A 19,532-nucleotide genomic window follows, 5' to 3' on the forward strand; every position below is an offset into this window, starting at 1 on the left:
AGAGTGATCCGGGATGACAAATCTAGCTTGGGAGTGGGTTACTCGGTCCACTCGTTCCAGTCGCCGTCTAACAGCCTCGGACTAGAGGAGGCGGCAGCAGGAACCAGGATGGCACAGTTCATTCAGACGAAGTCTCGACTAACCAGAGACTTCACGAATTGGTCAGAGCCCACGTAATCGTCCTATCTGTGAACTCTTGGCCTCAACACCCTCCTCTATCGATTGGACTTCGAGTCGGAAGAGGTACTTCCCGATCTCGAAGTCGCTGAGTCGGATGTCCGGACTCTCCGACAGCATTACGTCGTCTAGCGTTCCGTCGGCGGCAGATCGAAGTGCTGTCTGTCTGAGTGCTTTCTTCAGGCGACTGTATATCGTCTCCATCTCCTGGACGGCGTTCCACACCTGGCTGAAGTTCTCTTTCACGCCGTCGAGATCGTACGCATCGGCGATAGCCCAGAAGCTCTTCTTTGAGCGCGTTCGGTGGACTTCCATCTCGTACCACCGCTCGTAGGTGCCGCGGTTCTTGTCGAGACCCTGTTGCTCCATCTTCTCGACGAACTCGTCTAGGTCGTCACCGGTCTCCTCCAAGGCGGCTTCTAGGTTGACTTTCCACAGGTTCGCGTAGTAGTACAGTCCGACATCTCCCCGTTCACGAATCAATGCGTACAGTTGGTCACGCATCTCGTCGGTGTCTTCCAGGTGAACGACGACATCGTGTTCCTTCAGGCGCGAAGCGGTCTTCTTGAACAGTTTGTCGTGGCCTTCGCGCACGGTGTACACTTCGGTGTTCTTGCGGAGATACATGGACAGGCCGTCGCTGAAGTGGACGTCGAGACAGTCGGTTTCGGTCCGTCCCCCAGAGGTGGTCGTCTGGTGCGTGGAGGATGTCTCGTACTCGGTTGGGTCGAAGTCTTCGCTGTCCTCGTAATCTGTCTCGTACCCTCGCACGATTTCGCCCAGGTCTTCTCCTTCGGCCTCGTCTACGGAGATGTCCTCACCGAGGTCGCTCGTACTGGGTTCCTCGTACTCGGGGAGGTCAATGTTCACCCGTTCGACGTCCGCCGGTTCGTCCGTAGCGATACGGGTCAGCTTGTCGATCACGTTCCAGAACATCGTGTCCGCAATCGACTTGAAGGAATCCTCCAAGGCGTCCACCTGTGAGTGGAGGAGGCCCATCTCGATGGGATACGCCAGGACGATAGCGTCTGTTGCGACGTCGGTACGGAGGAGATCACGGTCGCCCCACCGAAGTGCGCCGTAAAGGACGACGTGGTCCGTCGGGTCGGCCGAGCGAATACTGTGAGTGTCGTGTATCGAGAGGTCGTCACCCAGGTCGCGGTAGAGAGCAGCGTGCTCAGACTGGAGGAACGTTTTGAGTGCCTGCTGTTGACTCTCTGTCGCGGTGACGACGGAAATCGAGTCCCCTCTGTCGAGTGCACCGTAGAGCAGGTTGTCAACTAGCACGCCCTGTTTCTTGTCGCTCGCAGGCACATCGTCCCAAAGTTCCTCCAACTCTTCGAGAGCCGAGACTACGTCCCGGAACGTGCCGGTTGCGGGATTCGCCTCGGGATCGGACGCGATGCGACCCGCGAACCGATCAAGTTGCGCGAGCCGGCTCGATATCGTCGTCCGCCGGGCGTGAAAGTCGGCCACGTCTAGAGGGGTCAAGAGTTCGCGGAAACTCCCCAGAGCGTACCGCACGAGCTGCTGTCCACGCTTGAGGATGTCGGCGTCCAGCTCACGTGCTAAATACTCGAACCTCGCTCGACGGTCGTTCGCCCGTTTGAGGGCTGTCAGGAGGTCCCCGTCACCGCACGTATGGACGTCGATAGAGAGCCCCGAAACGCGGTTGTGCTCCCGCTTAGCGACGACCTGTGCCCGGCGAGTTGTCGGACTCACTTCCTCGTCGGTACCTATCCACTCGTGCCCACTGTCTCGATCACTCTCGACTACGGCAGACAACAGCCGAGGTGGCCACGTCCAGAGGAATGCTCGTCCACGTAGTTTCTCCACCAGGTCTGACGTCGGATTGCTCGTAAAGTAGACAATCGCGGGCACGTCGTTTCGCTGTTTCCATTTCCGTAATCGGAGGAGACGTTCTTCGTCGTACTTTACAGAGTCGTCGTAGATCACACACCGAACCCGGTCTCCGACATCGTCCGACGGAATACGCGTACTCGTGTACGAGAAGAGAAACCGCGCAGGTTTGTCGGGATGGTTCAGGTTCTTCGTTACTGTCGCTAGGGACCCGTCTTTCGTCACGTTAGCTATCGGGGTCTCCTCACGCGCGTAGCGAGACTTGTCGTGTGGCGGCCGAATCGACGTCGGGGCAAGCTGCCGGAACCGTTCACGGAATTGCGTGTTGGAGCTGAGCAGGAAGACCGCGTTACGGCCATCTACCTTGGGCCCGAAGAGTGCTTCGAGGGCGTGGAGGTGCAGAAATTCGGCTCTGTCGGACGGCGTGACGACGACGAGGTCCTGGCCACGCTCTACCATCGCGCTGAGGAGGCCTGCGTGTACTCTCGTCGTGGTCGGGAAGTGAACTAGTCGCTCTTCGTCAGCGAGATTGCCAGACGAGATGAACGGCGACTTAACCGCTGGCGTGTCAAAGAGCGCGCTGAGCGGCACAACTCTGACAAAAAGAATAAGGCTATAATAGTTTACTGAACTTCGAACGAGGAGTACTACTGGAATCCCGATGCCGTCTCGCTTGTTGGCACCTACGTCTCGATCCTCAATCTCGTCACCGTCCCGTGCCCAGATGCGGAAGTGACACCGTGGCGACTGATCTTCCCCCCTCCAGTCAGAGTGGTCGGAGACGCACCGACCAGTGCCCGAGCGGAGTGCCCCCTTTACAGGTCCCCGACCCGGTTCCGCGAGTTCTGGTGGAACCCCACTGGCCGGTACAAGCTCCGGTAATGCCCGTAGTGCGACCGGGAGCGGATCGACCCGGTCAAGTTAGTGGCGGGCAGTGTGGTGGGTCACTACCCGCACGTGAGTATGATGCGATGAATCCCCTTGAACGCCTGCAAATCGAGTCACTCGCCGCCATCGCTGGTGATCCGGTCTATGAATTCTCCGACTGGTTCGGAACGAGTCTCGTCGCCGGTTGAGTAACGGACGAACCACCCGCCCGGTACGTGCCCATCCCCGGTGTTTGATTCGTACACTGAGTATTCACGGTGGATTGATTCGATGCGGACCTCGCCGTGTGTCGAGTGCTGGTGAGTTGTTCCAGTGACGAGTTCCATACACTAGGTTCAATCCGGTGGAATAAGAATCGCCGCCGTAGATTCTGCTGGGTATGAGTTGATGACCGCCACGACCGTACGGGAAACTTCAGTTTTCCTTCCCGGTAAGGAAATATCCCTGCTTTAACAGGCACAGGTGAGTAAATTTGGGTATGCCAGGCCCTTCTCGAAACGTCGCTGGGTACGTCCGAGTGAGTACCGATGACCAGGACGCCGACCGGCAGCACGATTCGATACTGGAGACGTACGACGAAGACGAGATAACGTGGTACGTCGATATCGACAGCGGGTCGAAGCTCGCCCGCCCACAGTACCAGGAGCTACGCGACGACATCGACGCCGGTGAGCCAGACGTGGTAGTGACGACAGAGATCGACCGACTCGGTCGGAGCTTCTCGGAGCTCGCCAGCTTAGTTGAGGACATCAGGGCGCAAGGGATCGAACTGGACTGTACCCAACAGCCCGTGAGTACGGTCGATTCGGACGGGTGGATGGGTGACCTGATGCTGAATCTATTAATTGTCTTTGCGGACGCCGAGCGAAAGATGATTCGAGACCGAGTACAGCAGGGGATCGACAAAGCAAAACGGGATGGGAAGCGAGTCGGACGCCCACCGTACGGGTACGACGTCGATGACGACGGATTTCTGTTCCAAGAGCCGGCCGAGTACGCGAAGACACAGGAGTTCATCAGAGAGGTGCGGAAAGGCCGCCAGAAGACGAGCACAGCCGAGTACTTCGGTATCCCTGAGTCATCCATCCAGTCGATCTTGAAGCGCGCAGAGCAGAACTACGGAGTCGAGTTCGACAATGACCAGTGGAAAGTTGAACGCGCACGGGTTGAGGCGGGAGACAAGGAGCTAGTTTCCCTGGAGTGAGTGTGCGAACTTTTACGCGGATCGGCTGTGCACGTGCAACTGTACCATGACAGACGACGAGGACGGACCCGAGGAGCTCACCAGGAGCTCAGGTAAGGGCATGAAATCAGATCTCGAAAGTGACAGCGATGAACTCGCCGAAGGGAGTGTACCGCACGGATACGGCGAAACTGAAGACGGCGACGAGTAACCCTTCAAAATTTTTCGAGTGCGTGCGCTTAGACCGACAGTCGCGGGAGCGGATTTGAACCGGGGACTCCTACGGGACAGCGTCCGGCCACTCTCGGCGGTCGGGATTATCGGGGGCGAGTGACTGTATCGCAGAACGCTGTGCCGTGATTCACTTTTAAGTGATAGGGGTGCGACGTGGGGAACAGCAAGCAAGACGCGCGAGACGCCAGGGGTCCAGAACGTACGCGAGAGCCCGCGCACGCCGCGGGAACGCGCGGCCCGCTGGTTCGGCTTCCCGGACGCGCGATCCGGACCGCCAGGACCTAACGCTGCGCCGTCAGGCGCAGCGCTTAGGACGCTGTCCCGTAGGTCTGCCAGTTCAAAAACTGTCCGAGAGGTCGTGGCTGCGCGCGCAGCGAAGCGAGCACGGAGCGGAGGGTGGGGCGGCGGGGTCTGGGTCGGTCCGGCACACAGCAAAAAAGAAGGATGCCTCAACTAGCTATTCTTCCCACCACCGGCCGCGCTCCGGGAACTCGATACTGCTCCAGCCCGTGATGGCGAGACTGCACCGTCCCTGGTACCAATTTTTCTTGACCGCTCTGAACCTGACTGTTTGCCCTTCTTGAACCACCGTCTTTCCGCTCTTCTCCCAAGTCGTGAATTTCGTACGCCCGCTTTCGTCTTCAATGAGTCCAACTTGGGCGATGGCTGGGGAACTGGGAGCCCAGAGCTCGGTGATCTGACCTTCGACCGTCACCTCACCGATCGGCACGTCCGGCATGTCCGCGATGGGCACGACCGCTCCGGGTACGGCCTTCAGTTCGTCCAATGTCTCCAGCACCGCCTTGGACACGTCCTGACCGCGCTGCACCTTCTCGGCCAGCTGCTTCGCGATGACCGCTCTCAACCAGCCGCCCGTCAGCTCGTCACTGAGCCGCTTCGCCTGCTCGTTGACCGCCGCGAGTTCGTCTTGCGTCAGCTGCTCCCGGGGATCCGTCTGCTCCGCCGGCGCCGGCTCGTCTCGGCCACACTGCTCGATGGCGACCTCCCGCGTGCGTCGCTCCCGACCGTCCTGAATTCCCAGTTCACTCTGGGCACTGATGCGCTCCAGTTCGGCTTCCCGCGCCTGAATGCGCTCTTCCTGTTCGAGGGTTGCACCGTGAATCCGGTCCTCGCTCATATCTGCGATCCCGTCCGGGTGATTTGCATCCACCTTCGCCTGGGTCTCCTGCTCGACCGCGGCCTCGAACTCCGGCGTCTCGTCGACGACCGGGAAGCCGTCCTCATCGACCGCCTGCTCGCCCGCTTTCTCGAATGCCTGTTCATCGACCGAAACGACCTTGCTACTAGCGTTGTTACTAGACATTGGTATCTCTCCAAGGTACCACTGAAGGCGCTCACGCGCCGCCACCGCGATGCCCTAACATCGCGGTTTTCCGACCACACCGACCGACAGATCCATCTGCGCGCTCTCGCTCGCGCCTTCGCGAGCGCCCCTGGGCGCGAGCGAGAGCGCGCCCGAGAGGAGGCACCCAACCAGCACTGCGCGCCGACCCGCCCGGAGCGAGCGGCCAGCTTTAAGCCGTTTCTCGTGTCCGGCCCGGACTGCGGGTCCGTGTCCAGCGCGACTGTCGCCGAGAACGCGCGCCGCGGTGTGGCGCGCGACAGCGCAGGCGGCACCAAGCGCTGGAACGCGAAAGCCCGCGAGGGGCGCAACCGAAAACGCGCTTAATGCTGGCGCCGAGACCAGATTCACTTTAGCCCGGCAGTCCGCCCGCTACTGCAGGCAGACCGCCCGGAATGGTCGGTCGCGAGCGACGCGGAGGGCGGCAAGCGGCGCGCGGTGCGAGCCGTTGAGTACCACCCAGCCAGCCGAGAAAAACTAATGCCGGCTCAATAAACCGCATATGAGCCGTTCGGTCAATTGCCGGATTCAGGCGTCTAAACAACGCCCAAAAAGAGTATTACTGAAAGCGCTAGCAGCTTGAAAAGCGAGCGACCAGCGGGTCGACATCCACTCCACACAATGGGAGCGTCCGCTCGCTAGCGTCAAGGACGCTACGGCGGCACCTCGCGGGTCTGTGCGCTATTCGTTGGGCGTCACTATGGCTCCCTTGACAGGGTGCCATTGGTGATCGTCCCACTGGAACCGCACGGGCCGTGCCGTCGGCCTGACTGGTGTGTTCGTTGCCCGTTCGAGTAATGTTCTCGAAGCAATGAGATCAGCGTGGCCATCGAAACCACACGGGCAAATAAGTGTCTCTTGATGACGACGCGTTCGTTCTCGCTCACCGCAGTCTGGACATGTCTGGGATGTCCATGCCTCCGAGAGTGCTTCTACGTTAATGCCGTACTCCTCACAGACTGATTCGAGTCGATCGATAAATTGCCGATGGGCCCAGAAGGTCTGAGCTTTGAGGTTCGCTTCGACTGACCAGTACTCACCGAGCACCCCGGTGAGATCGCCGTGATAGAGCGTCGAGACACCAGCCTCGTCTAAGCGCTCGACTAAGTCCCGAAGGAGTGCGTTCACTGCGTGGTCACGTCGCCGCGAGCGTTTGCGATAGAGCCGTTTGGCCTTGTTGAAACCCTTGCTGACAAACACGACAAGTGAGTAGCTGGAGGGGAGATGGATGCTCTCCCGAAGTCACGGCTTCTTCGATTCGTTGAACGGGCTATGGTGTTAGCTCGCCGTGCTGTCAAGCGGTTTTCGACTCGCTATTCGCGGAAGCGTTTCACGCTCCGCCAGCACGTTGTCCTACTCTGTCTCAAGGTGAAGAAGACGACCACGTACCGCGACCTCGTTGATGAACTCATTGAGATGCCTCGCATTCGTGACGCGCTTGACCTTGATTCGCTCCCCGCACCCTCGACACTCTGCAAAGCGTTCGACCGCTTGGAGATGGCTGTCTGGCGGGTTTTGCTGAACGTTTCCCTTGCGGACCTACCGCTGAACGGTGTCATCGGCATCGATGCGTCCGGGTTCGAGCGGGCTCATGCATCAACTCACTACACGAAGCGAACGAACCTCACTATCCAGCAATTGAAGACGACTTTGTTGGTCGATACGGCGACAAACGCCGTTCTCGATATTCACGTCACGACAACACGGAAACACGATACGCAAATCGGGCCACAGGTGGTCAAACGGAACGCAGCGTCTATTGCGGTCTTGACTGCTGACAAGGGATATGACGACCAGAAGCTCCGACGGCTTGCCCGTGACCACGATATTCGACCACTCATCAAGCACCGGGAGTTTACCCAACTCCACAAAGCGTGGAATACACGGCTGGACAGCGATCTCTACCATCGGCGGAACATGAACGAGACAGTCAACGCGGCGATCAAACAGAAATTCGGCGCATTCGTGCGGTCACGCCTCTGGTGGAAGCAGTTCCGGGAACTCGTCATCAAGTGTGTCGTTCACAACCTCGAACGCGGGCTCGCTATTGCATCCGGGGAGGGCGAATGTCAGTGATTCAGAGAGGAATGGGCTGCTGAATATAGAGCTTGAGGTCAGCAACCACTGTTTAGTCGTTGGTTAGCTCACCCGCCGAAGAGGGAGTCTGCGGTAGCGGCGCCGACGACGCTGAAGATGGCTCCAATCGAGATGGCTTTCGCCGTCGTCATCGGAGTTGCCTCGAATATCCTGGGCGCGTCGAACAGAAACGCCAGCATCACCACCGAGAGGTATGATATGAGTAGTAGCGAGACGAATCGGAACGGTAACCCGGCAATCGACTCCTCCCATTTGGCGTCGCGTTCGTCATCCGCCCTATACAGAGTGCCGTAACCGATCATGATCACCATGATGATCGTGATGATCCACTGTAACCAGTTCATCGACGCGGCGAGGTTCCAAACTTCCTCGGTGACGACGAACGGCGCGGAGAGGACAACCCCACCGACGATCTGCTGGACCAGGTCGTCGAGACCGAAGATACGACGGGCTGACAGTCTGTCTAGGGTCCTGATGGTCTGTTGAATGACCAGACGATCTTCCTGCGAATCGACCGTCTCTTCGAGGTCCTCAAGTCGATCAAGCAAGTCCTCGACATCGATCTCGTCGGACTCTGGCTCCATACTCTCGAACGGACTCTCCCTCGCCACTACATCCAAGTGACTACGCCAAGGGATAAAACAGTATGCGGGCTTGAAGAGGATCAGGAGTGACAGTCACCGATTCGTGGCGCTCGATTGGATCGAAAGCCAAACAAATAACCGGTGATACGTGGTTGGAGAGCATGATCGCTTCCCACTCAGGCGTTCTGACCGATTTGCGCCCTGTATGCAGCACGGTCGCCGGGATCTACTTAGATGCTGTCAGAAGGGTTGTGCGAGATACAGAGTGTGAGTTCAGCAGCGGGTGGTAATACGTTGCGCATCCTGAGACAGGCGAACCACCATTTTATGGGCATTCTGACTGTAGTTAGGACCATGATCTCCCGGATTCTCGTTCCGATGGACGACTCGGAAATGGCGCAACAAGCGCTTGAGTACGCCCTTGAGAACCATCCTGACGCGAAGATTACTGTCTTGCACGTCGTGGGCGAACCGTCACCCTGGGGGGGAGCAGCCACGTCACTTGCTCTTGAGGAGGATCTCGAAGAGGCCGCCGAGGAGCGCGCAGAGGACGTATTCGATGACGCCCGGGAACTCGCCGCCGAGTACGACGTCGAAATCACCACCGAGGTGCAACTGGGGCATCCGGTTCGGGCGATTGTGAACAGCGCCGACGATTTCGACGCGGTCGTCATCGGGAGCCACGGCGGCTCGTTAGTGGATCGACTGGTCGTCGGGAACGTCGCCCAGAAAGTGTTCCGCAACTCGCCCGTCCCTGTGATCGTTGCTCGGTGAGTGGCCGCGACCGAGGTCGATGGACGGACGGGGTGTTCTCTTAGGCGAGGAGTGAAAACAATCCATAGGATCCCACGACCGCCATCGTCGGCGTGATAACCCAGAGCACCACGATACGCGCCGTCGCTGCGGGGTCAAACAGACTTTCGGCGGACAGTTCCTCTGGGTCTTTCTCGCCAATGCTAGACACACGATCCCCGGATGCGTGCTGCCTGTCCGGGTGAGGAGACTCGCCTTCAGCGAGTTCGCCCACGGTCGGGCCCGCAGCGACCCCCTTGTCGTCCTCAACTGGCGGGAGTTTGAGTGCACCAGTCGTAAACGTTGGAGCGGATTCATCGGCAGGGGACTGTGTGACTATTTCTGCGAGCGTCCGCGCTCGGCTTGCACGGCCCCACCCGAGGCCAATGATGCAACTGGTCGTACTCACGGCGAGACTGGCTGGAATTCCGAGCCACGAGAGGACGGTGATAATCGTCGCACCCACGGTCGAAACGATAAGCGCTGCCAGAATCGGCATCTTAGTGATATCGCTGCCAACGGTCGCCAGCGTCCGCCGGGCAATCGTGAAGCCGCCCACGCTGATGGCCCCGACAGCGAGGAGAATCGCCGGGCTGGGGTCGAGGGACCCGTTGCCGACGAGCGGGGCGACCGCGTTCGCCGCGTTCGAGGCTCCGGCGCTGAACCCCATGTAGCAGGCAATTGCCACCACAAGCGCCGACCCGATCAGATCCCGAGGTGCCACGTTATCGTTGACCGATAGCCGTGGGCGCCTCCCCTGGGTATCGATTGCGATCAACGGGTTCGTGAGGCGACCAAATTCGAATTTGGCGTCGAGATGCGGGTACAGATATCTGCCAATAAACGCACCTGTGAAGACGGCGATCAATGGGGCGACGATCCATGCCGACAGGATGGTAAACATCAGGGCAGTGTTGAGCGTCCCTGTTGCCAACCCCAATCCGACGATTGCTGCGACGGCTGTCATCGAGGTTGACGCCGGGACACCGTAGAGGTTCGAGATCAGGAGCGCGAGCCCGGTGAAAAAGAGGACGCCAACGCTCGCTGCGGGTGTAAAGGCTGCTGCATCGACGATTTCGGTACTCATCGTCGTGATGACCTTCCGCCCAATCGTCCACGCTCCGAGGAACGCGAACACGGTAAACAGTGCTCCAGCGGTGACTTTTCTGACGGCCCGGCTGCCGACTGCCGGACCGAAGGCAACACCGGTTGATGACCCGCCGATATTGTACCCGACGAACACTGCTACCAGAAACCCCAAGAGAATCAGTAACGCTGCCACGTGTCTGCGTTCGGTTCGCACACGAAAAAATAGTGCCGTTTCACTGCTGAACTGTTGGCTACGAGCGATAGACGCAGTAATACGGAGATCCAGTACTTCACAACTGAAGTCCCACTAGTCTCTACCGACTCGTCTCCACACGAGTTGCCCAAAGATCAGTGACCGATATGCGCTGTGTATGCAGCAGTGTCGTTTCGATCTACTCAGTGTCTGTCAGTCCCGGTGTGACCGATACAGAGCATGGAGCATGGATTCAGCAGAGAGGTAACCACAGACGGAGTTTATCTCAGCACGGGCGGTCCAATTTGCGAGATGAGTGTGTTGGGCCGTTGTGCTATCGGCCTATGAGTTCCAGTAGCCGTCTGTGAACGTCCTCGGCTGAGTCATATATTTCGTCATCAGTTGAAGCGAGTACGTCCTCCAGGGATTTCTTGCCGCCCTGCGTTTCAAGTTCATAATCGCCATAGGCCTCGACCAACTCAGTTGTCGTAGCTGGATAGTCGTGCGATTTGAGCGCTTCATCAAGATCACCAAGCCCCTCACCAGCGTCAACACGCATCGGCTCTTCTTCGTCGGCGCGGGTACGTGCCTCCCCTTGCATCCGCTCTCGCTGGCGACGTTTTTCGTCATCCGCTTGCTCATCTCGGCCCTGTTTATCATCTGCCATATATCACGGTAGGGGATTCAGGCGGATAACAGTAGGGCTGCCTATCGGAGATGCGGATCGAACTTCCCATCCCGACAGACCCAGATCTCGAAGCCACTTCCCAGGACGTTCAGGATCAGGAAAACGACCTCGTCGCCGACGAACGCGATCCCGGCGGCCCTGGCGCTGTTGCTGGTCTTCGGTTCCCACCGCTGGGTGTCGACCTCTTGGATCGAGAGGTCTCCTGAGTCGCCAATGGCTCGGGAGCACGACCCATGTAGTTCGCGCGCGGTATTCGGTGGATTTAGCTACGGTTAGGGTTTCATCCCGGACCACCTTCTGGAGCTTCTTGACCCCACCAACGCCTGCCAATCCACCGCTCTGCTCACCACCGTCCGCCACTCCACCCTCCGCCTCACCAACGCCCACCCTACTACCGCCCGCGTTCCTCCGTTACCTCGCTCTACTCTTCGCGCTTGCCAAAGGGTTCCTCGTTCCGGTCGGAGGCGTCGCGGGTCCGCTGGAGGTAGTTCTGGAGTGTCTCGTGGACGGTCCGGCCGAGGTCATGTAACTCGCCGTTGATGGCCGAGACTGAACTCGAATTGAGCGATTCGGTCACGTCGCGCTCGCGCCAGTCCTCAGGCACCGTCGGGGCGTCGAAGCGGAGGTGGTCGTCCGTTGGATCACGGTAGAAGTCGAAGGCCTGGAACAGGTCGAGGTCGTCGACGACTCGGACCTTCTCTTCATCGAGGTCCGTGTACTCCGCCCATTCCTCGAACCCCTCACGCCACGCGCCTTCCTGGAGGAGGTTCTCGATGTCCTCGCGGTAGAAGTCCTCGGATCCGAGGGTTTCCGATTCTTCCCAGTCGAAACCGCTCGGTCGGCCCCGGTTCGAGAGATCGGGTGGCTCCGGAATGGATACGTCGAGTGTCATACCGATAGTAGAGCGGGCACGACAATAAAGGCCCGTAGTGATTGTACGAGACGGGAGTCCGGGTGAATTGGTAATCGATAAATCGCTCCTCCCCGACACGCTCTGCGGACACATCCTCCCGAGCACCGCTCCCAGTCCCGGGACGAACAGTCAATGTGACTTGCTTAGCTTGCTAACGGACTCCCATGCAAGATTCGCGCTTTCTCTGTAGCAGACGCTGAACGAAGTCCTAGGCTATTGTCAGAACAGGCGTAGCCGACTCAGAGGATAAATTCAGCAGAACGGTAACGATAGGCTACAGCGTTGACGGTATGATTCGTGGCTAATAATAATAACCCGTGACCCTGTTACTCCATTACATGGCCAAATGTGCTCGATGCGGCCGTGATGTGGACGATCTCCAAAGCATCTCGCCAGATGTTATCTCGAAAGAACTAATCGACTCAATCGATCACGGCGAAGAAGACTTTGCCGGGGAGGGTGGTATGAAAGTTTGCGCCGAGTGTATGGCTGAACTGAAGGGAGACTGAAACCAAAGCGGGTATCGTTACTGATGATTCCAGCACGATCTGGATTTCAAGATTCGCGCCCTCCATCTTGCACAAGCGCTCTCGACTACCGTTTCTCTGTCAAAAGCAGCGTGACCGGTACAGAGGGCAGATGGGGGGCCTAAGAGTGGAATATTACGGACGGAGTTCCATTAGTAGACACTCCCGCATCGTCGCAATTATTTCACCCGGCACGCCCGTATTTCTTCGAAATGTCCCCTAGAGTCTCACTTACCGAAAAGTGCGAGAACAAGTACGAACAGGTCGCCCTTGATACCCCGTATCTTGTTTTGATGTCGATGTCCGGTGTGCTTGCTGGCGTGGCTCTCCTCACCAACTCGATTCCAATCCTCATCGGTGCGATGGTCATTGCCCCGGCATTGACGCCGTTGGAACTCGTTTCTGCTGGCATTGCTGCCAACCGGTTGAATCGAGCCGGATTCGGGGCCTTGGTCGCGTTCGTCGGTCTGTTGGCTGCGACTGCTGGGGCTATCGTGACGACGGTGATACTGAACGTGACAGGAGTTCTCCCACCTGCGGAGAACCTCATCGAGAAACCACTCCTTGAGGAGCGCATTACGGCCGGCTGGTACAGCGTCGTTGCTGCTGCCGCGGCGGGCATCGCGGCGGGGGTAACGACCGACAAAGAACGGCAAGACACGCTCGTCGGCGTCGTCGCTGCCCTCGCACTCGTTCCGGCCGCAGCTGCTGGGGGAATAACATTACTGTCACGAGCGCCTGTTAAGGCCAGTGGCGGCCTCCTCTTACTCGTCCTCAATGCAGGCATGGTCGTGATAACTGGGACGGTGACACTCTGGCTCGGAGCTCGTGGCGATCGGAAAGCGGACACAAGCAAATAGGCATGCAACGTACCTTTCGCCTGTTTCGCTCGTCCATGCCGAATCGAACGGACTCCTCTGAGAAACTTATCCCCTGTACTGAGCGATTTCAGTAGCAAGCGGTAGACCATCTCTTGCGAGATACGCGCCCTCTATTCAGTACACCGCTCCTATCAGCTACTGAGGGTTTCAACAGAGCCAGCCGTTTGATTCGTTGACTCGTGTGTCGTCCATTAGGGAGTTTCGCTTGAGCGCTGGCGATAGCGTTAGTCGTCTCTCGAAACTGCTCAAATGGGTGGTGGCCACTGTAGAGATACTGCTCACCGGCTGTTGTCGTACATGCAACGAGCACGTTTGCACCGAGATCAAGCGCAGCGGCCTCGGAGCCATCTGATCTGCTCTCTTCGACGGTGTCGATGGTTACGGATTGATGCACACGGTACGTCTCTTCGACCGAGTCGTGCAAGATTTCGAGTCGACCACCGTCTCCACGCCACTTTGGTCTGCCCCGAACTGGCAACCGAAGTCGTTCGTACGTTCCGAACCCGTACTCGTCTTTGAGATCCATACCAATGCGAATCTCCAGTCGGGATCGTTCGTTCCATTGTAGCGTGTACGAATCGTTGCGGATGTAGGTGCGGAGCTCTCGGCCATCATTTTGATTCCCCCAGTAGCCAGGGGGACTCGGATCGTACTCTGGATCGTCGAGAAGTTCGAAGAAGGATCGCCACGCAGTATCGTTCACGCGAGCGATCTGTTGGGTTGTCGCTCCGCTTAGCACGTCGACGTACTCGTCGTAATAGCCATCGCACTCCCAGACGCTCTCTCCGGCGAAGAACTGCTGTCGGCGGTCGTAGGTGAGTTGATTCCAGAGGCTTGCCGATGCATCCAGCACTCGCACAAGGATCTCTTCTGTCGTCTCAGATTGAGGAACGATATCGAACGTATTCGTTCGATTCATGGCTCAGAATTCGATTGCACCCATGGCGCACCTGCGCCGGGTTCAGTTGACTGCACGATGCTCGGGCGACTGCTATTTGGGCTGAGCTGGCAGTACCGTCTCATAGGAAAATCCCTCTTCGGTGAAGGCCTGATCACGTCGAGCCTCCGCCCATCGTGGGCGCGAAAAACAACCACCAGAGAAGCGAAATCAGAGTCTTTCAGCGGTCGCTGTAATCCCACATCCGCGGGACGTAGCCGAGATATTCGATGTCGTCGGCGTAGTCACGAAGGAAGCCGACGAGGACGATCTCGGGAACACCAGCTTCGGCTTGGTCAACCAACCACTGTTCCAGTTCGTCTTCGGCCTGTTCAATTTCGGTGAGGTCAGCCGACATTGATTATCGCGCCTCCAGCTGACGGTACACCTGTCGCTGATGGTGGTATCGCATCTTGAATCACCTGTGCTGTGCAGGCACGACCGAGTGCGCCTGCACCCTTTGCAGGCGCTCAAAAACAACGCACAGTATCCGGACTAATTCGTTTCCTCAAGGATGGCTACGCGGGGTTTCATTAGCGATGCACGTCCTCAACGATGTATGGTTCGAACCGTGGCTGATGTCCCGAGCTACGAGCTTGCCTCGGTTGACTCTCAGGACAATCTGATTTCTGCGATTGAGATAATGTTCGAGAACGACTACTCTCAACTGGGCGTCGAACGTGACGGGGAACTGATCGGGATGGTGTCCTATCGATCAATCTCGCGGGTACTGTCGATATTGCGCAAGCTGGGAGCTGATAAGAATCTCCCTGGGCGAACGGTACAGATCGCTATCGAAGATGTCGAACCTGTGGTTGAGCCCACGGCAGATCTGGTCGTCCTCTTTGACTTGTTGGCCGAAGATCCGTATGTGCTGGTTGATGATCCCGATCAAGAGTCGCTGCAGATTCTCACGAACTACGATCTTCTTCATTATCTCCGGGACTCGATTGAACCCTTTCTATTGATTGAGGACATCGAGATCGCGATTAGGACGCTCCTCCAAGAAGCGTTCCCCGATGATATCGATACTGAACTGCAAAACTTCTACCAGGATAAGGATATCCGGACGCCAGAAGGGCTGATGGACTGTAGTTTCGGCCATTATCCACAGTTCATGTGTCAGAATTGGCCCCAGTTTGAGTCGTATTTTGAAGAGAACGGCGACTTCGTTCGTCGTCTAATCAATGAGGTGGGGGATATCCGCAATCAAATCTTCCATTTCCGAACTGAACGTCATAATCCGGATGTTGATGAGGCACTCTTGGATTTTGCTCATAGCTATTTCACAGACCGAATATCTCGAACTCCGTCGTTATAACCTCGCTCTGCTGAGAATCAATGGTCGGCCGCGAGCGACGCTCCGGGCGGTAAGCGGCGAGCGGTGCGGGCCGTGACGACTCACCGGCCAGCCACTTTCATCGACCGTCGAAGTTGCCCACATCCTGGCGGACTCAGAAAGGGCGAGGCCGCCTCGGCCGTCCCCTGACCCCGCAAGCACCGCAGGCACGAGGAGCGCAGCGGTGGCTTCGTGAGCGCAGCGAACGAAGGCAGGGAAGTCGCAGCCCGCGCAACGGAGTGAGCAGGACCGTCTTCCCGTGGTCGCGGGACGTCGAGAGGCCGAGGGCTTTCACGAGATACGGCTAATCATCTCGCTGTGCGTTCAGCTCCTCGAGGAACCAGCCGGCCGTCGTCCCGATACGAACGCCATCGACGTTGCGCATCTCGAGGCCGGTCGTGGCGGTGCGGAACGGGTACTGGTCGACGAGGGTGCGGTGGATAACCGTTCGGACCCGCTCCGTCCCGTATCTGTCCACGACAGCTGCCATTGTGGTGTCGAGATGACCGTCTTGATGATCCATTCGCGGGGTCTGCGCCCGCTTCAGCACGAGATCGACCACGTCGGTGACCGACGCGTGCTCAGGCTTTCCGGTCCGTTCACGAACGTTGTAGAGGGGCTCAGCGTCGGGCATTGCCACTCACTCCGAGAGATCGGCGTCTGTGTCAGTGGCTGCTGAATCGCGTCGACGGTGCTGGCGGATCTCGTCGAGGGTGTCTTCGAGGGTTGCGACATTATCGATCGCCGCAAGTTTAGCGACGATCTCGTCGACGAGTGCGGCCCGCTCGACGGCGGCCTCGTCCCCCTCGGCCCTATCGATCGATTCGACGCGAATCTGGCGGGCTTCGTGCCTGCCACAGTCCCAGCAATCACGTGTAATCTCGATACGCTCGTCTTCGTCAGCTGCAAGGACCGCGTGTCCGAAAGTGACGTCGAGAGCGGTCGTTCCTGTCGGACGTCAAGTGTAAGCGGGGATCCGGACGCAGGGCAGTCCATAGTCGTCGCATGATTTGCGGCGGTGTTGAAAATATGGGACCTCCGAGACAACCTCTCATAGAGGTCTTCGCCGGCTAGGAAACAGTTCTAGAAGCCTCTGTTGAAATCCGATTATCTCCACACCTTTTCCGCTGAAATAGCTGTTATGTAGGTCAGTGCATCGTCCACAATTTGGAGCGAAGCCTCACCATCTCACACAGGGGGGCGACTGTCCCTGATTCCGAGAGGAACGAACTGCTGAATATAGAGGGTGTACCTCGCACGACTGCCGGCCGATTACCGAACGTGGGTTTCAACGAAACCAGTCGGACGGCATCTCGAGCATCGGCGTGCGCGCCTGCAGAACGACCGAAACATTGCTGATCCGATACGACCCGCGTCCTCCTGGTCAGGTCGACTCCTCACGGGGTTTGAGCCCGCTATCGGCCGTGTTCCTCGGGGAGTGCGGATCGTCCCCCCGCACCGGTGAGATACCACGCAACCAGGCGTGCCTGTGCACGACGGATGACGCCACTTGCGGTCGATTTATCGACATCCATCGTATCCGCGAGGTCGGCCAGAGTACATCCACGCGGCACCTCGAAGTAGCCCTCCCTGAGACCAGCGGCAAGCAGTTCCTCCTGCCGACGTGTCAGTAGGCGATCCGAGCGCTCCTCGCCCACCTTCGACAAGAGCTCGTAGGGCGCCCCGATGTCCTCCAGCGTCTCCCGGAACTGGTCAAACTCCTCACGAGTGCCAGTGAGGTCGAATTCGTAGTGTCCGTCTCGGACTTCAATCGGGAACTCGGGTGGGAACTCCACGTCCTCAACGAAGGCGTACAGATCGACATCGGTCGTCTCGTACGTTGTGAGTAGCCGGTCGTCTGTCTGGTTCAACACCTCGAACTCATAAATCGCGTCGTGTGCTCGGAACGCCGACGCGACGGCACTGGGGTCAGCGGTGACAGCCTCACCGAGTTCGCTCGCGGTATCACCGGTGCGGACGCCCGACAGGAGACGGAAGGTCGCGTCAGGAAATGACCGCGACAGATCGGTGACGTACAGGTCCGTTGGGAGACGGATGCGGAACCGCGCACCAATCACCGGCACCGCCCTCCGTGACTGAACAGTCCCAACATGTTGGGTTAGTTCATATCTCAGTCGGCGAGCGATATCAACGTATGGGACCAGACGTCTCGACACCGCAGAAGACACCACAGACAGCCGCTTGGAATCCCCGCGAGCTCGTCGAAGAACTGTGGTGCCGCAATCCAATCCTGTTCGCCGTGGCGGCGGTCAACGCAGTGTTGTTCGTGGCGTTTAGCGCTGGAATCGTCCTCGATCCGACGACAGTGAACGGCGAACCGGCCTGGCTCAAGCCCACGAAGTTCGCCGGATCGATTGCACTTGTAAGCGCAACGCTCAGTTGGGTGGGTATTCACCTCCCGGTCCAGCCTCGATTCCGTCGGCGTGTGTCACTTATTGTCAGTTGCGGCTTCCTGATTGAAATCGCGCTCATCGGCGGCCAGGCCGCTCGCGGCGTCGGCTCTCACTTCAACCGCACGACGGCCCTAGATGCGGCGATCGGCGCCGTGATGGGCGTGACCATCGTGATCGTGACCGGCACTATCGCGCTCCTCGCCGTCCGGGCACGTCGCGGTGAGTTTGCCGTTCATCCGGCGTTCGCTACTGGAATCCTTCTGGGAATCGGCGTGTTCGTCGTCGGTGCATTCGAGGGCGGCACCATGATTGCCCTCCAGTCCCGGACTCTCGCCACCACCGGACCGACGGTTCCGGTCGTCGGCTGGCAGGTCATCGGCGGCTTCCGCCTCACCCACTTCATCGGCCTGCACGCACTGCAGGCGCTCCCGCTGGCTGGCTACCTCGCTGCTGGTGGCCGCGACAGCGAGCCGCTCGCCCATGCGCGTCGGATGGTGGTCGTAGCTGCCAGTGGATACGTACTGATACTCGCGGCGACTCTCACACTGGGCATGGTGCCGCTTTTCATCTAACTCCAGTAGCAGTGTGCGATGAGAATGAACCCGATGCGATAGGATCTACAGTGGTACGTCGCAGGTGCTATTTATCAGCTATTTCACTGTCTATCCTATCTAAAGAATAGAATTCCGACAGAGCCGCTATGGCGTCTGGAGTTCTCGAACTGGCTTCACCACAAACGTGTCTGGTTCACTGGTTGGTCCCTTAGCTGATCGTTCCGCCGGCACCGAGGCCGACCGCGTGAGCTGGGTGATGAGCTCGTCACGAATGATCTGTCGAGGGACGGTGGTCTCGTGCCAGCCCAGCCGGTCGTCGTAGTGCCGCTTCTGGAACTGCTCGCCGACGTCGTCCACGGAGACGTACTGCGTCCGTGTCTCCCATCCGACCTGCCGGGAGACGAAGACAGCGCCCACGGCCTCGTGCGTGAGCTCGACAAGGGTACACTCCACGAGCGCGATGACTGACGCGTGATCCCGGTCGGTCGGGACCGTCACCTCGAGGTCCGCCCATGGTGCCTCATCGTCGGCGGTGGTTGTCACTCGATGCGTTGATCGTGTCTGGCTGAGTCGTTCCGAAGCCATCGTTTATCGGGGGCACCTGATGCGCCCCGCCACCTCCTCGTGGGGGCGATAGACACCACGGAACGCACCCGCTCATTCAATACTCTATATCTGATACATCTCGGAACCCTAATCCTCCGGGAACGGCCCCTCGGCCGGAGAGAGCTAGCGGTCTTTGCACACTGCATATCGGTTCTTTCTTTGGACGAAATCCGCGATATGCAAGCTGAAGTTACGGGACGAGATTATAGTAGA

Annotated in this window: 22 protein-coding genes and 2 pseudogenes; 8 read left to right on the top strand and 16 right to left on the bottom strand. The window is 58.5% G+C overall.

What is annotated here, in order from left to right:
• Positions 1–162 precede the first annotated feature (162 nt).
• On the bottom strand, positions 163–2,628 hold the full coding sequence (locus tag LCY71_RS17730) for a DrmE family protein (RefSeq protein WP_225336256.1): 2,466 nt from the start codon (positions 2,626–2,628) through the stop codon (positions 163–165).
• A 410-nt stretch (positions 2,629–3,038) separates the two neighbouring features.
• Entirely contained in the window at positions 3,039–3,251 is a 213-nt protein-coding gene (locus LCY71_RS17735) for a hypothetical protein (protein ID WP_225336257.1), read from the bottom strand.
• 191 nt (positions 3,252–3,442) lie between these two features.
• Here LCY71_RS17735 and LCY71_RS17740 point away from each other — a divergent pair, with 191 nt between their 5' ends.
• Both LCY71_RS17740 and LCY71_RS17745 read left to right on the top strand, forming a co-directional pair.
• The gene (locus tag LCY71_RS17740; RefSeq protein WP_263654366.1) at positions 3,443–4,129 is read left to right on the top strand and encodes a recombinase family protein; all 687 of its coding nucleotides are present in this window, start codon (positions 3,443–3,445) and stop codon (positions 4,127–4,129) included.
• A 46-nt stretch (positions 4,130–4,175) separates the two neighbouring features.
• On the top strand, positions 4,176–4,319 hold the full coding sequence (locus LCY71_RS17745) for a hypothetical protein (RefSeq protein ID WP_225336259.1): 144 nt from the start codon (positions 4,176–4,178) through the stop codon (positions 4,317–4,319).
• A gap of 480 nt (positions 4,320–4,799) precedes the next feature.
• Here the strand turns inward: LCY71_RS17745 and LCY71_RS17750 are convergent, their stop codons facing one another.
• Positions 4,800–5,666, bottom strand: coding sequence for a DNA-binding protein (locus LCY71_RS17750; RefSeq protein ID WP_225336260.1), 867 nt, complete (start codon positions 5,664–5,666; stop codon positions 4,800–4,802).
• A 720-nt stretch (positions 5,667–6,386) separates the two neighbouring features.
• Positions 6,387–6,881 (bottom strand): annotated as a pseudogene (locus LCY71_RS17755) (transposase); the annotation flags it as partial.
• A 48-nt stretch (positions 6,882–6,929) separates the two neighbouring features.
• Between LCY71_RS17755 and LCY71_RS17760 the strand changes: the two are divergent.
• On the top strand, positions 6,930–7,781 hold the full coding sequence (locus LCY71_RS17760) for an IS5 family transposase (protein WP_225336261.1): 852 nt from the start codon (positions 6,930–6,932) through the stop codon (positions 7,779–7,781).
• 68 nt (positions 7,782–7,849) lie between these two features.
• Here LCY71_RS17760 and LCY71_RS17765 read toward each other — a convergent pair whose 3' ends face one another.
• On the bottom strand, positions 7,850–8,260 hold the full coding sequence (locus tag LCY71_RS17765; protein ID WP_225336290.1) for a DUF2391 family protein: 411 nt from the start codon (positions 8,258–8,260) through the stop codon (positions 7,850–7,852).
• Between the two features lie 480 nt (positions 8,261–8,740).
• Here LCY71_RS17765 and LCY71_RS17770 point away from each other — a divergent pair, with 480 nt between their 5' ends.
• Positions 8,741–9,160, top strand: coding sequence for a universal stress protein (locus LCY71_RS17770; protein ID WP_225336262.1), 420 nt, complete (start codon positions 8,741–8,743; stop codon positions 9,158–9,160).
• A 40-nt stretch (positions 9,161–9,200) separates the two neighbouring features.
• Here LCY71_RS17770 and LCY71_RS17775 read toward each other — a convergent pair whose 3' ends face one another.
• Together LCY71_RS17775 and LCY71_RS17780 are read right to left on the bottom strand one after the other, a co-directional pair.
• On the bottom strand, positions 9,201–10,460 hold the full coding sequence (locus LCY71_RS17775) for an inorganic phosphate transporter (protein WP_225336263.1): 1,260 nt from the start codon (positions 10,458–10,460) through the stop codon (positions 9,201–9,203).
• 334 nt (positions 10,461–10,794) lie between these two features.
• The gene (locus LCY71_RS17780) at positions 10,795–11,127 is read right to left on the bottom strand and encodes a DUF5789 family protein (RefSeq protein WP_225336264.1); all 333 of its coding nucleotides are present in this window, start codon (positions 11,125–11,127) and stop codon (positions 10,795–10,797) included.
• Between the two features lie 50 nt (positions 11,128–11,177).
• On the opposite strand from LCY71_RS17780, the gene LCY71_RS17785 reads away from it, so the two are divergent.
• A complete protein-coding gene (locus LCY71_RS17785; protein WP_225336265.1) occupies positions 11,178–11,354 on the top strand; it encodes a hypothetical protein in 177 nt (58 codons plus the stop codon).
• Between the two features lie 215 nt (positions 11,355–11,569).
• On the opposite strand, the gene LCY71_RS17790 is transcribed toward LCY71_RS17785, so the two are convergent.
• Both LCY71_RS17790 and LCY71_RS17795 read right to left on the bottom strand, forming a co-directional pair.
• On the bottom strand, positions 11,570–12,040 hold the full coding sequence (locus LCY71_RS17790; protein ID WP_225336266.1) for a DUF7992 family protein: 471 nt from the start codon (positions 12,038–12,040) through the stop codon (positions 11,570–11,572).
• A 443-nt stretch (positions 12,041–12,483) separates the two neighbouring features.
• Positions 12,484–12,636: a hypothetical protein gene (locus LCY71_RS17795; protein ID WP_225336267.1), complete on the bottom strand. Its 153-nt coding sequence runs from the start codon at positions 12,634–12,636 to the stop codon at positions 12,484–12,486.
• Positions 12,637–12,800: 164 nt separating this feature from the next.
• On the opposite strand from LCY71_RS17795, the gene LCY71_RS17800 reads away from it, so the two are divergent.
• Positions 12,801–13,448: a DUF389 domain-containing protein gene (locus tag LCY71_RS17800; protein WP_225336268.1), complete on the top strand. Its 648-nt coding sequence runs from the start codon at positions 12,801–12,803 to the stop codon at positions 13,446–13,448.
• 88 nt (positions 13,449–13,536) lie between these two features.
• On the opposite strand, the gene LCY71_RS17805 is transcribed toward LCY71_RS17800, so the two are convergent.
• Both LCY71_RS17805 and LCY71_RS17810 read right to left on the bottom strand, forming a co-directional pair.
• Positions 13,537–14,388 carry a transposase gene (locus tag LCY71_RS17805; RefSeq protein ID WP_225336269.1) on the bottom strand — a complete coding sequence of 284 codons (852 nt, stop codon included), beginning with the start codon at positions 14,386–14,388 and terminating at the stop codon, positions 13,537–13,539.
• Between the two features lie 199 nt (positions 14,389–14,587).
• The gene (locus tag LCY71_RS17810) at positions 14,588–14,764 is read right to left on the bottom strand and encodes a hypothetical protein (protein WP_225336270.1); all 177 of its coding nucleotides are present in this window, start codon (positions 14,762–14,764) and stop codon (positions 14,588–14,590) included.
• Between the two features lie 201 nt (positions 14,765–14,965).
• Between LCY71_RS17810 and LCY71_RS17815 the strand changes: the two genes are divergently transcribed.
• Complete coding sequence (locus tag LCY71_RS17815) at positions 14,966–15,727, top strand: CBS domain-containing protein (RefSeq protein ID WP_225336271.1); 762 nt, start codon at positions 14,966–14,968, stop codon at positions 15,725–15,727.
• Positions 15,728–16,049: 322 nt separating this feature from the next.
• Here LCY71_RS17815 and LCY71_RS17820 read toward each other — a convergent pair whose 3' ends face one another.
• From LCY71_RS17820 to LCY71_RS17830, 4 genes and pseudogenes are all read right to left on the bottom strand, one after another.
• Complete coding sequence (locus LCY71_RS17820) at positions 16,050–16,379, bottom strand: DUF8158 family protein (RefSeq protein ID WP_225336272.1); 330 nt, start codon at positions 16,377–16,379, stop codon at positions 16,050–16,052.
• 6 nt (positions 16,380–16,385) lie between these two features.
• Entirely contained in the window at positions 16,386–16,631 is a 246-nt protein-coding gene (locus LCY71_RS21910) for a DUF8105 family protein (protein WP_505706972.1), read from the bottom strand.
• 65 nt (positions 16,632–16,696) lie between these two features.
• Positions 16,697–16,741: pseudogene (locus tag LCY71_RS21915) on the bottom strand (hypothetical protein); the annotation flags it as partial.
• 419 nt (positions 16,742–17,160) lie between these two features.
• Entirely contained in the window at positions 17,161–17,823 is a 663-nt protein-coding gene (locus tag LCY71_RS17830) for a helix-turn-helix domain-containing protein (RefSeq protein ID WP_225336273.1), read from the bottom strand.
• Positions 17,824–17,900: 77 nt separating this feature from the next.
• Between LCY71_RS17830 and LCY71_RS17835 the strand changes: the two genes are divergently transcribed.
• The gene (locus LCY71_RS17835; protein ID WP_225336274.1) at positions 17,901–18,731 is read left to right on the top strand and encodes a hypothetical protein; all 831 of its coding nucleotides are present in this window, start codon (positions 17,901–17,903) and stop codon (positions 18,729–18,731) included.
• Between the two features lie 126 nt (positions 18,732–18,857).
• Here LCY71_RS17835 and LCY71_RS17840 read toward each other — a convergent pair whose 3' ends face one another.
• Positions 18,858–19,298 carry a DUF8030 family protein gene (locus tag LCY71_RS17840; protein WP_225336275.1) on the bottom strand — a complete coding sequence of 147 codons (441 nt, stop codon included), beginning with the start codon at positions 19,296–19,298 and terminating at the stop codon, positions 18,858–18,860.
• Positions 19,299–19,532 lie beyond the last annotated feature (234 nt).

Source organism: Halomicrobium urmianum, assembly GCF_020217425.1.
Lineage (GTDB): Archaea > Halobacteriota > Halobacteria > Halobacteriales > Haloarculaceae > Halomicrobium > Halomicrobium urmianum.

Bases quoted from the DNA above. Each gene is read 5' to 3' on its own strand.
- LCY71_RS17735 (WP_225336257.1), bottom strand. From the start codon at position 3,251: ATGGAACTCGTCACTGGAACAACTCACCAGCACTCGACACACGGCGAG.
- LCY71_RS17745 (WP_225336259.1), top strand. From the start codon at position 4,176: ATGACAGACGACGAGGACGGACCCGAGGAGCTCACCAGGAGCTCAGGT.
- LCY71_RS17750 (WP_225336260.1), bottom strand. From the start codon at position 5,666: ATGTCTAGTAACAACGCTAGTAGCAAGGTCGTTTCGGTCGATGAACAG.
- LCY71_RS17760 (WP_225336261.1), top strand. From the start codon at position 6,930: ATGGATGCTCTCCCGAAGTCACGGCTTCTTCGATTCGTTGAACGGGCT.
- LCY71_RS17770 (WP_225336262.1), top strand. From the start codon at position 8,741: ATGATCTCCCGGATTCTCGTTCCGATGGACGACTCGGAAATGGCGCAA.
- LCY71_RS17780 (WP_225336264.1), bottom strand. From the start codon at position 11,127: ATGGCAGATGATAAACAGGGCCGAGATGAGCAAGCGGATGACGAAAAA.
- LCY71_RS17785 (WP_225336265.1), top strand. From the start codon at position 11,178: ATGCGGATCGAACTTCCCATCCCGACAGACCCAGATCTCGAAGCCACT.
- LCY71_RS17790 (WP_225336266.1), bottom strand. From the start codon at position 12,040: ATGACACTCGACGTATCCATTCCGGAGCCACCCGATCTCTCGAACCGG.
- LCY71_RS17795 (WP_225336267.1), bottom strand. From the start codon at position 12,636: ATGGAGGGCGCGAATCTTGAAATCCAGATCGTGCTGGAATCATCAGTA.
- LCY71_RS17800 (WP_225336268.1), top strand. From the start codon at position 12,801: ATGTCCCCTAGAGTCTCACTTACCGAAAAGTGCGAGAACAAGTACGAA.
- LCY71_RS17805 (WP_225336269.1), bottom strand. From the start codon at position 14,388: ATGAATCGAACGAATACGTTCGATATCGTTCCTCAATCTGAGACGACA.
- LCY71_RS17810 (WP_225336270.1), bottom strand. From the start codon at position 14,764: ATGTCGGCTGACCTCACCGAAATTGAACAGGCCGAAGACGAACTGGAA.
- LCY71_RS17815 (WP_225336271.1), top strand. From the start codon at position 14,966: ATGGTTCGAACCGTGGCTGATGTCCCGAGCTACGAGCTTGCCTCGGTT.
- LCY71_RS17820 (WP_225336272.1), bottom strand. From the start codon at position 16,379: ATGCCCGACGCTGAGCCCCTCTACAACGTTCGTGAACGGACCGGAAAG.
- LCY71_RS17835 (WP_225336274.1), top strand. From the start codon at position 17,901: ATGGGACCAGACGTCTCGACACCGCAGAAGACACCACAGACAGCCGCT.
- LCY71_RS17840 (WP_225336275.1), bottom strand. From the start codon at position 19,298: ATGGCTTCGGAACGACTCAGCCAGACACGATCAACGCATCGAGTGACA.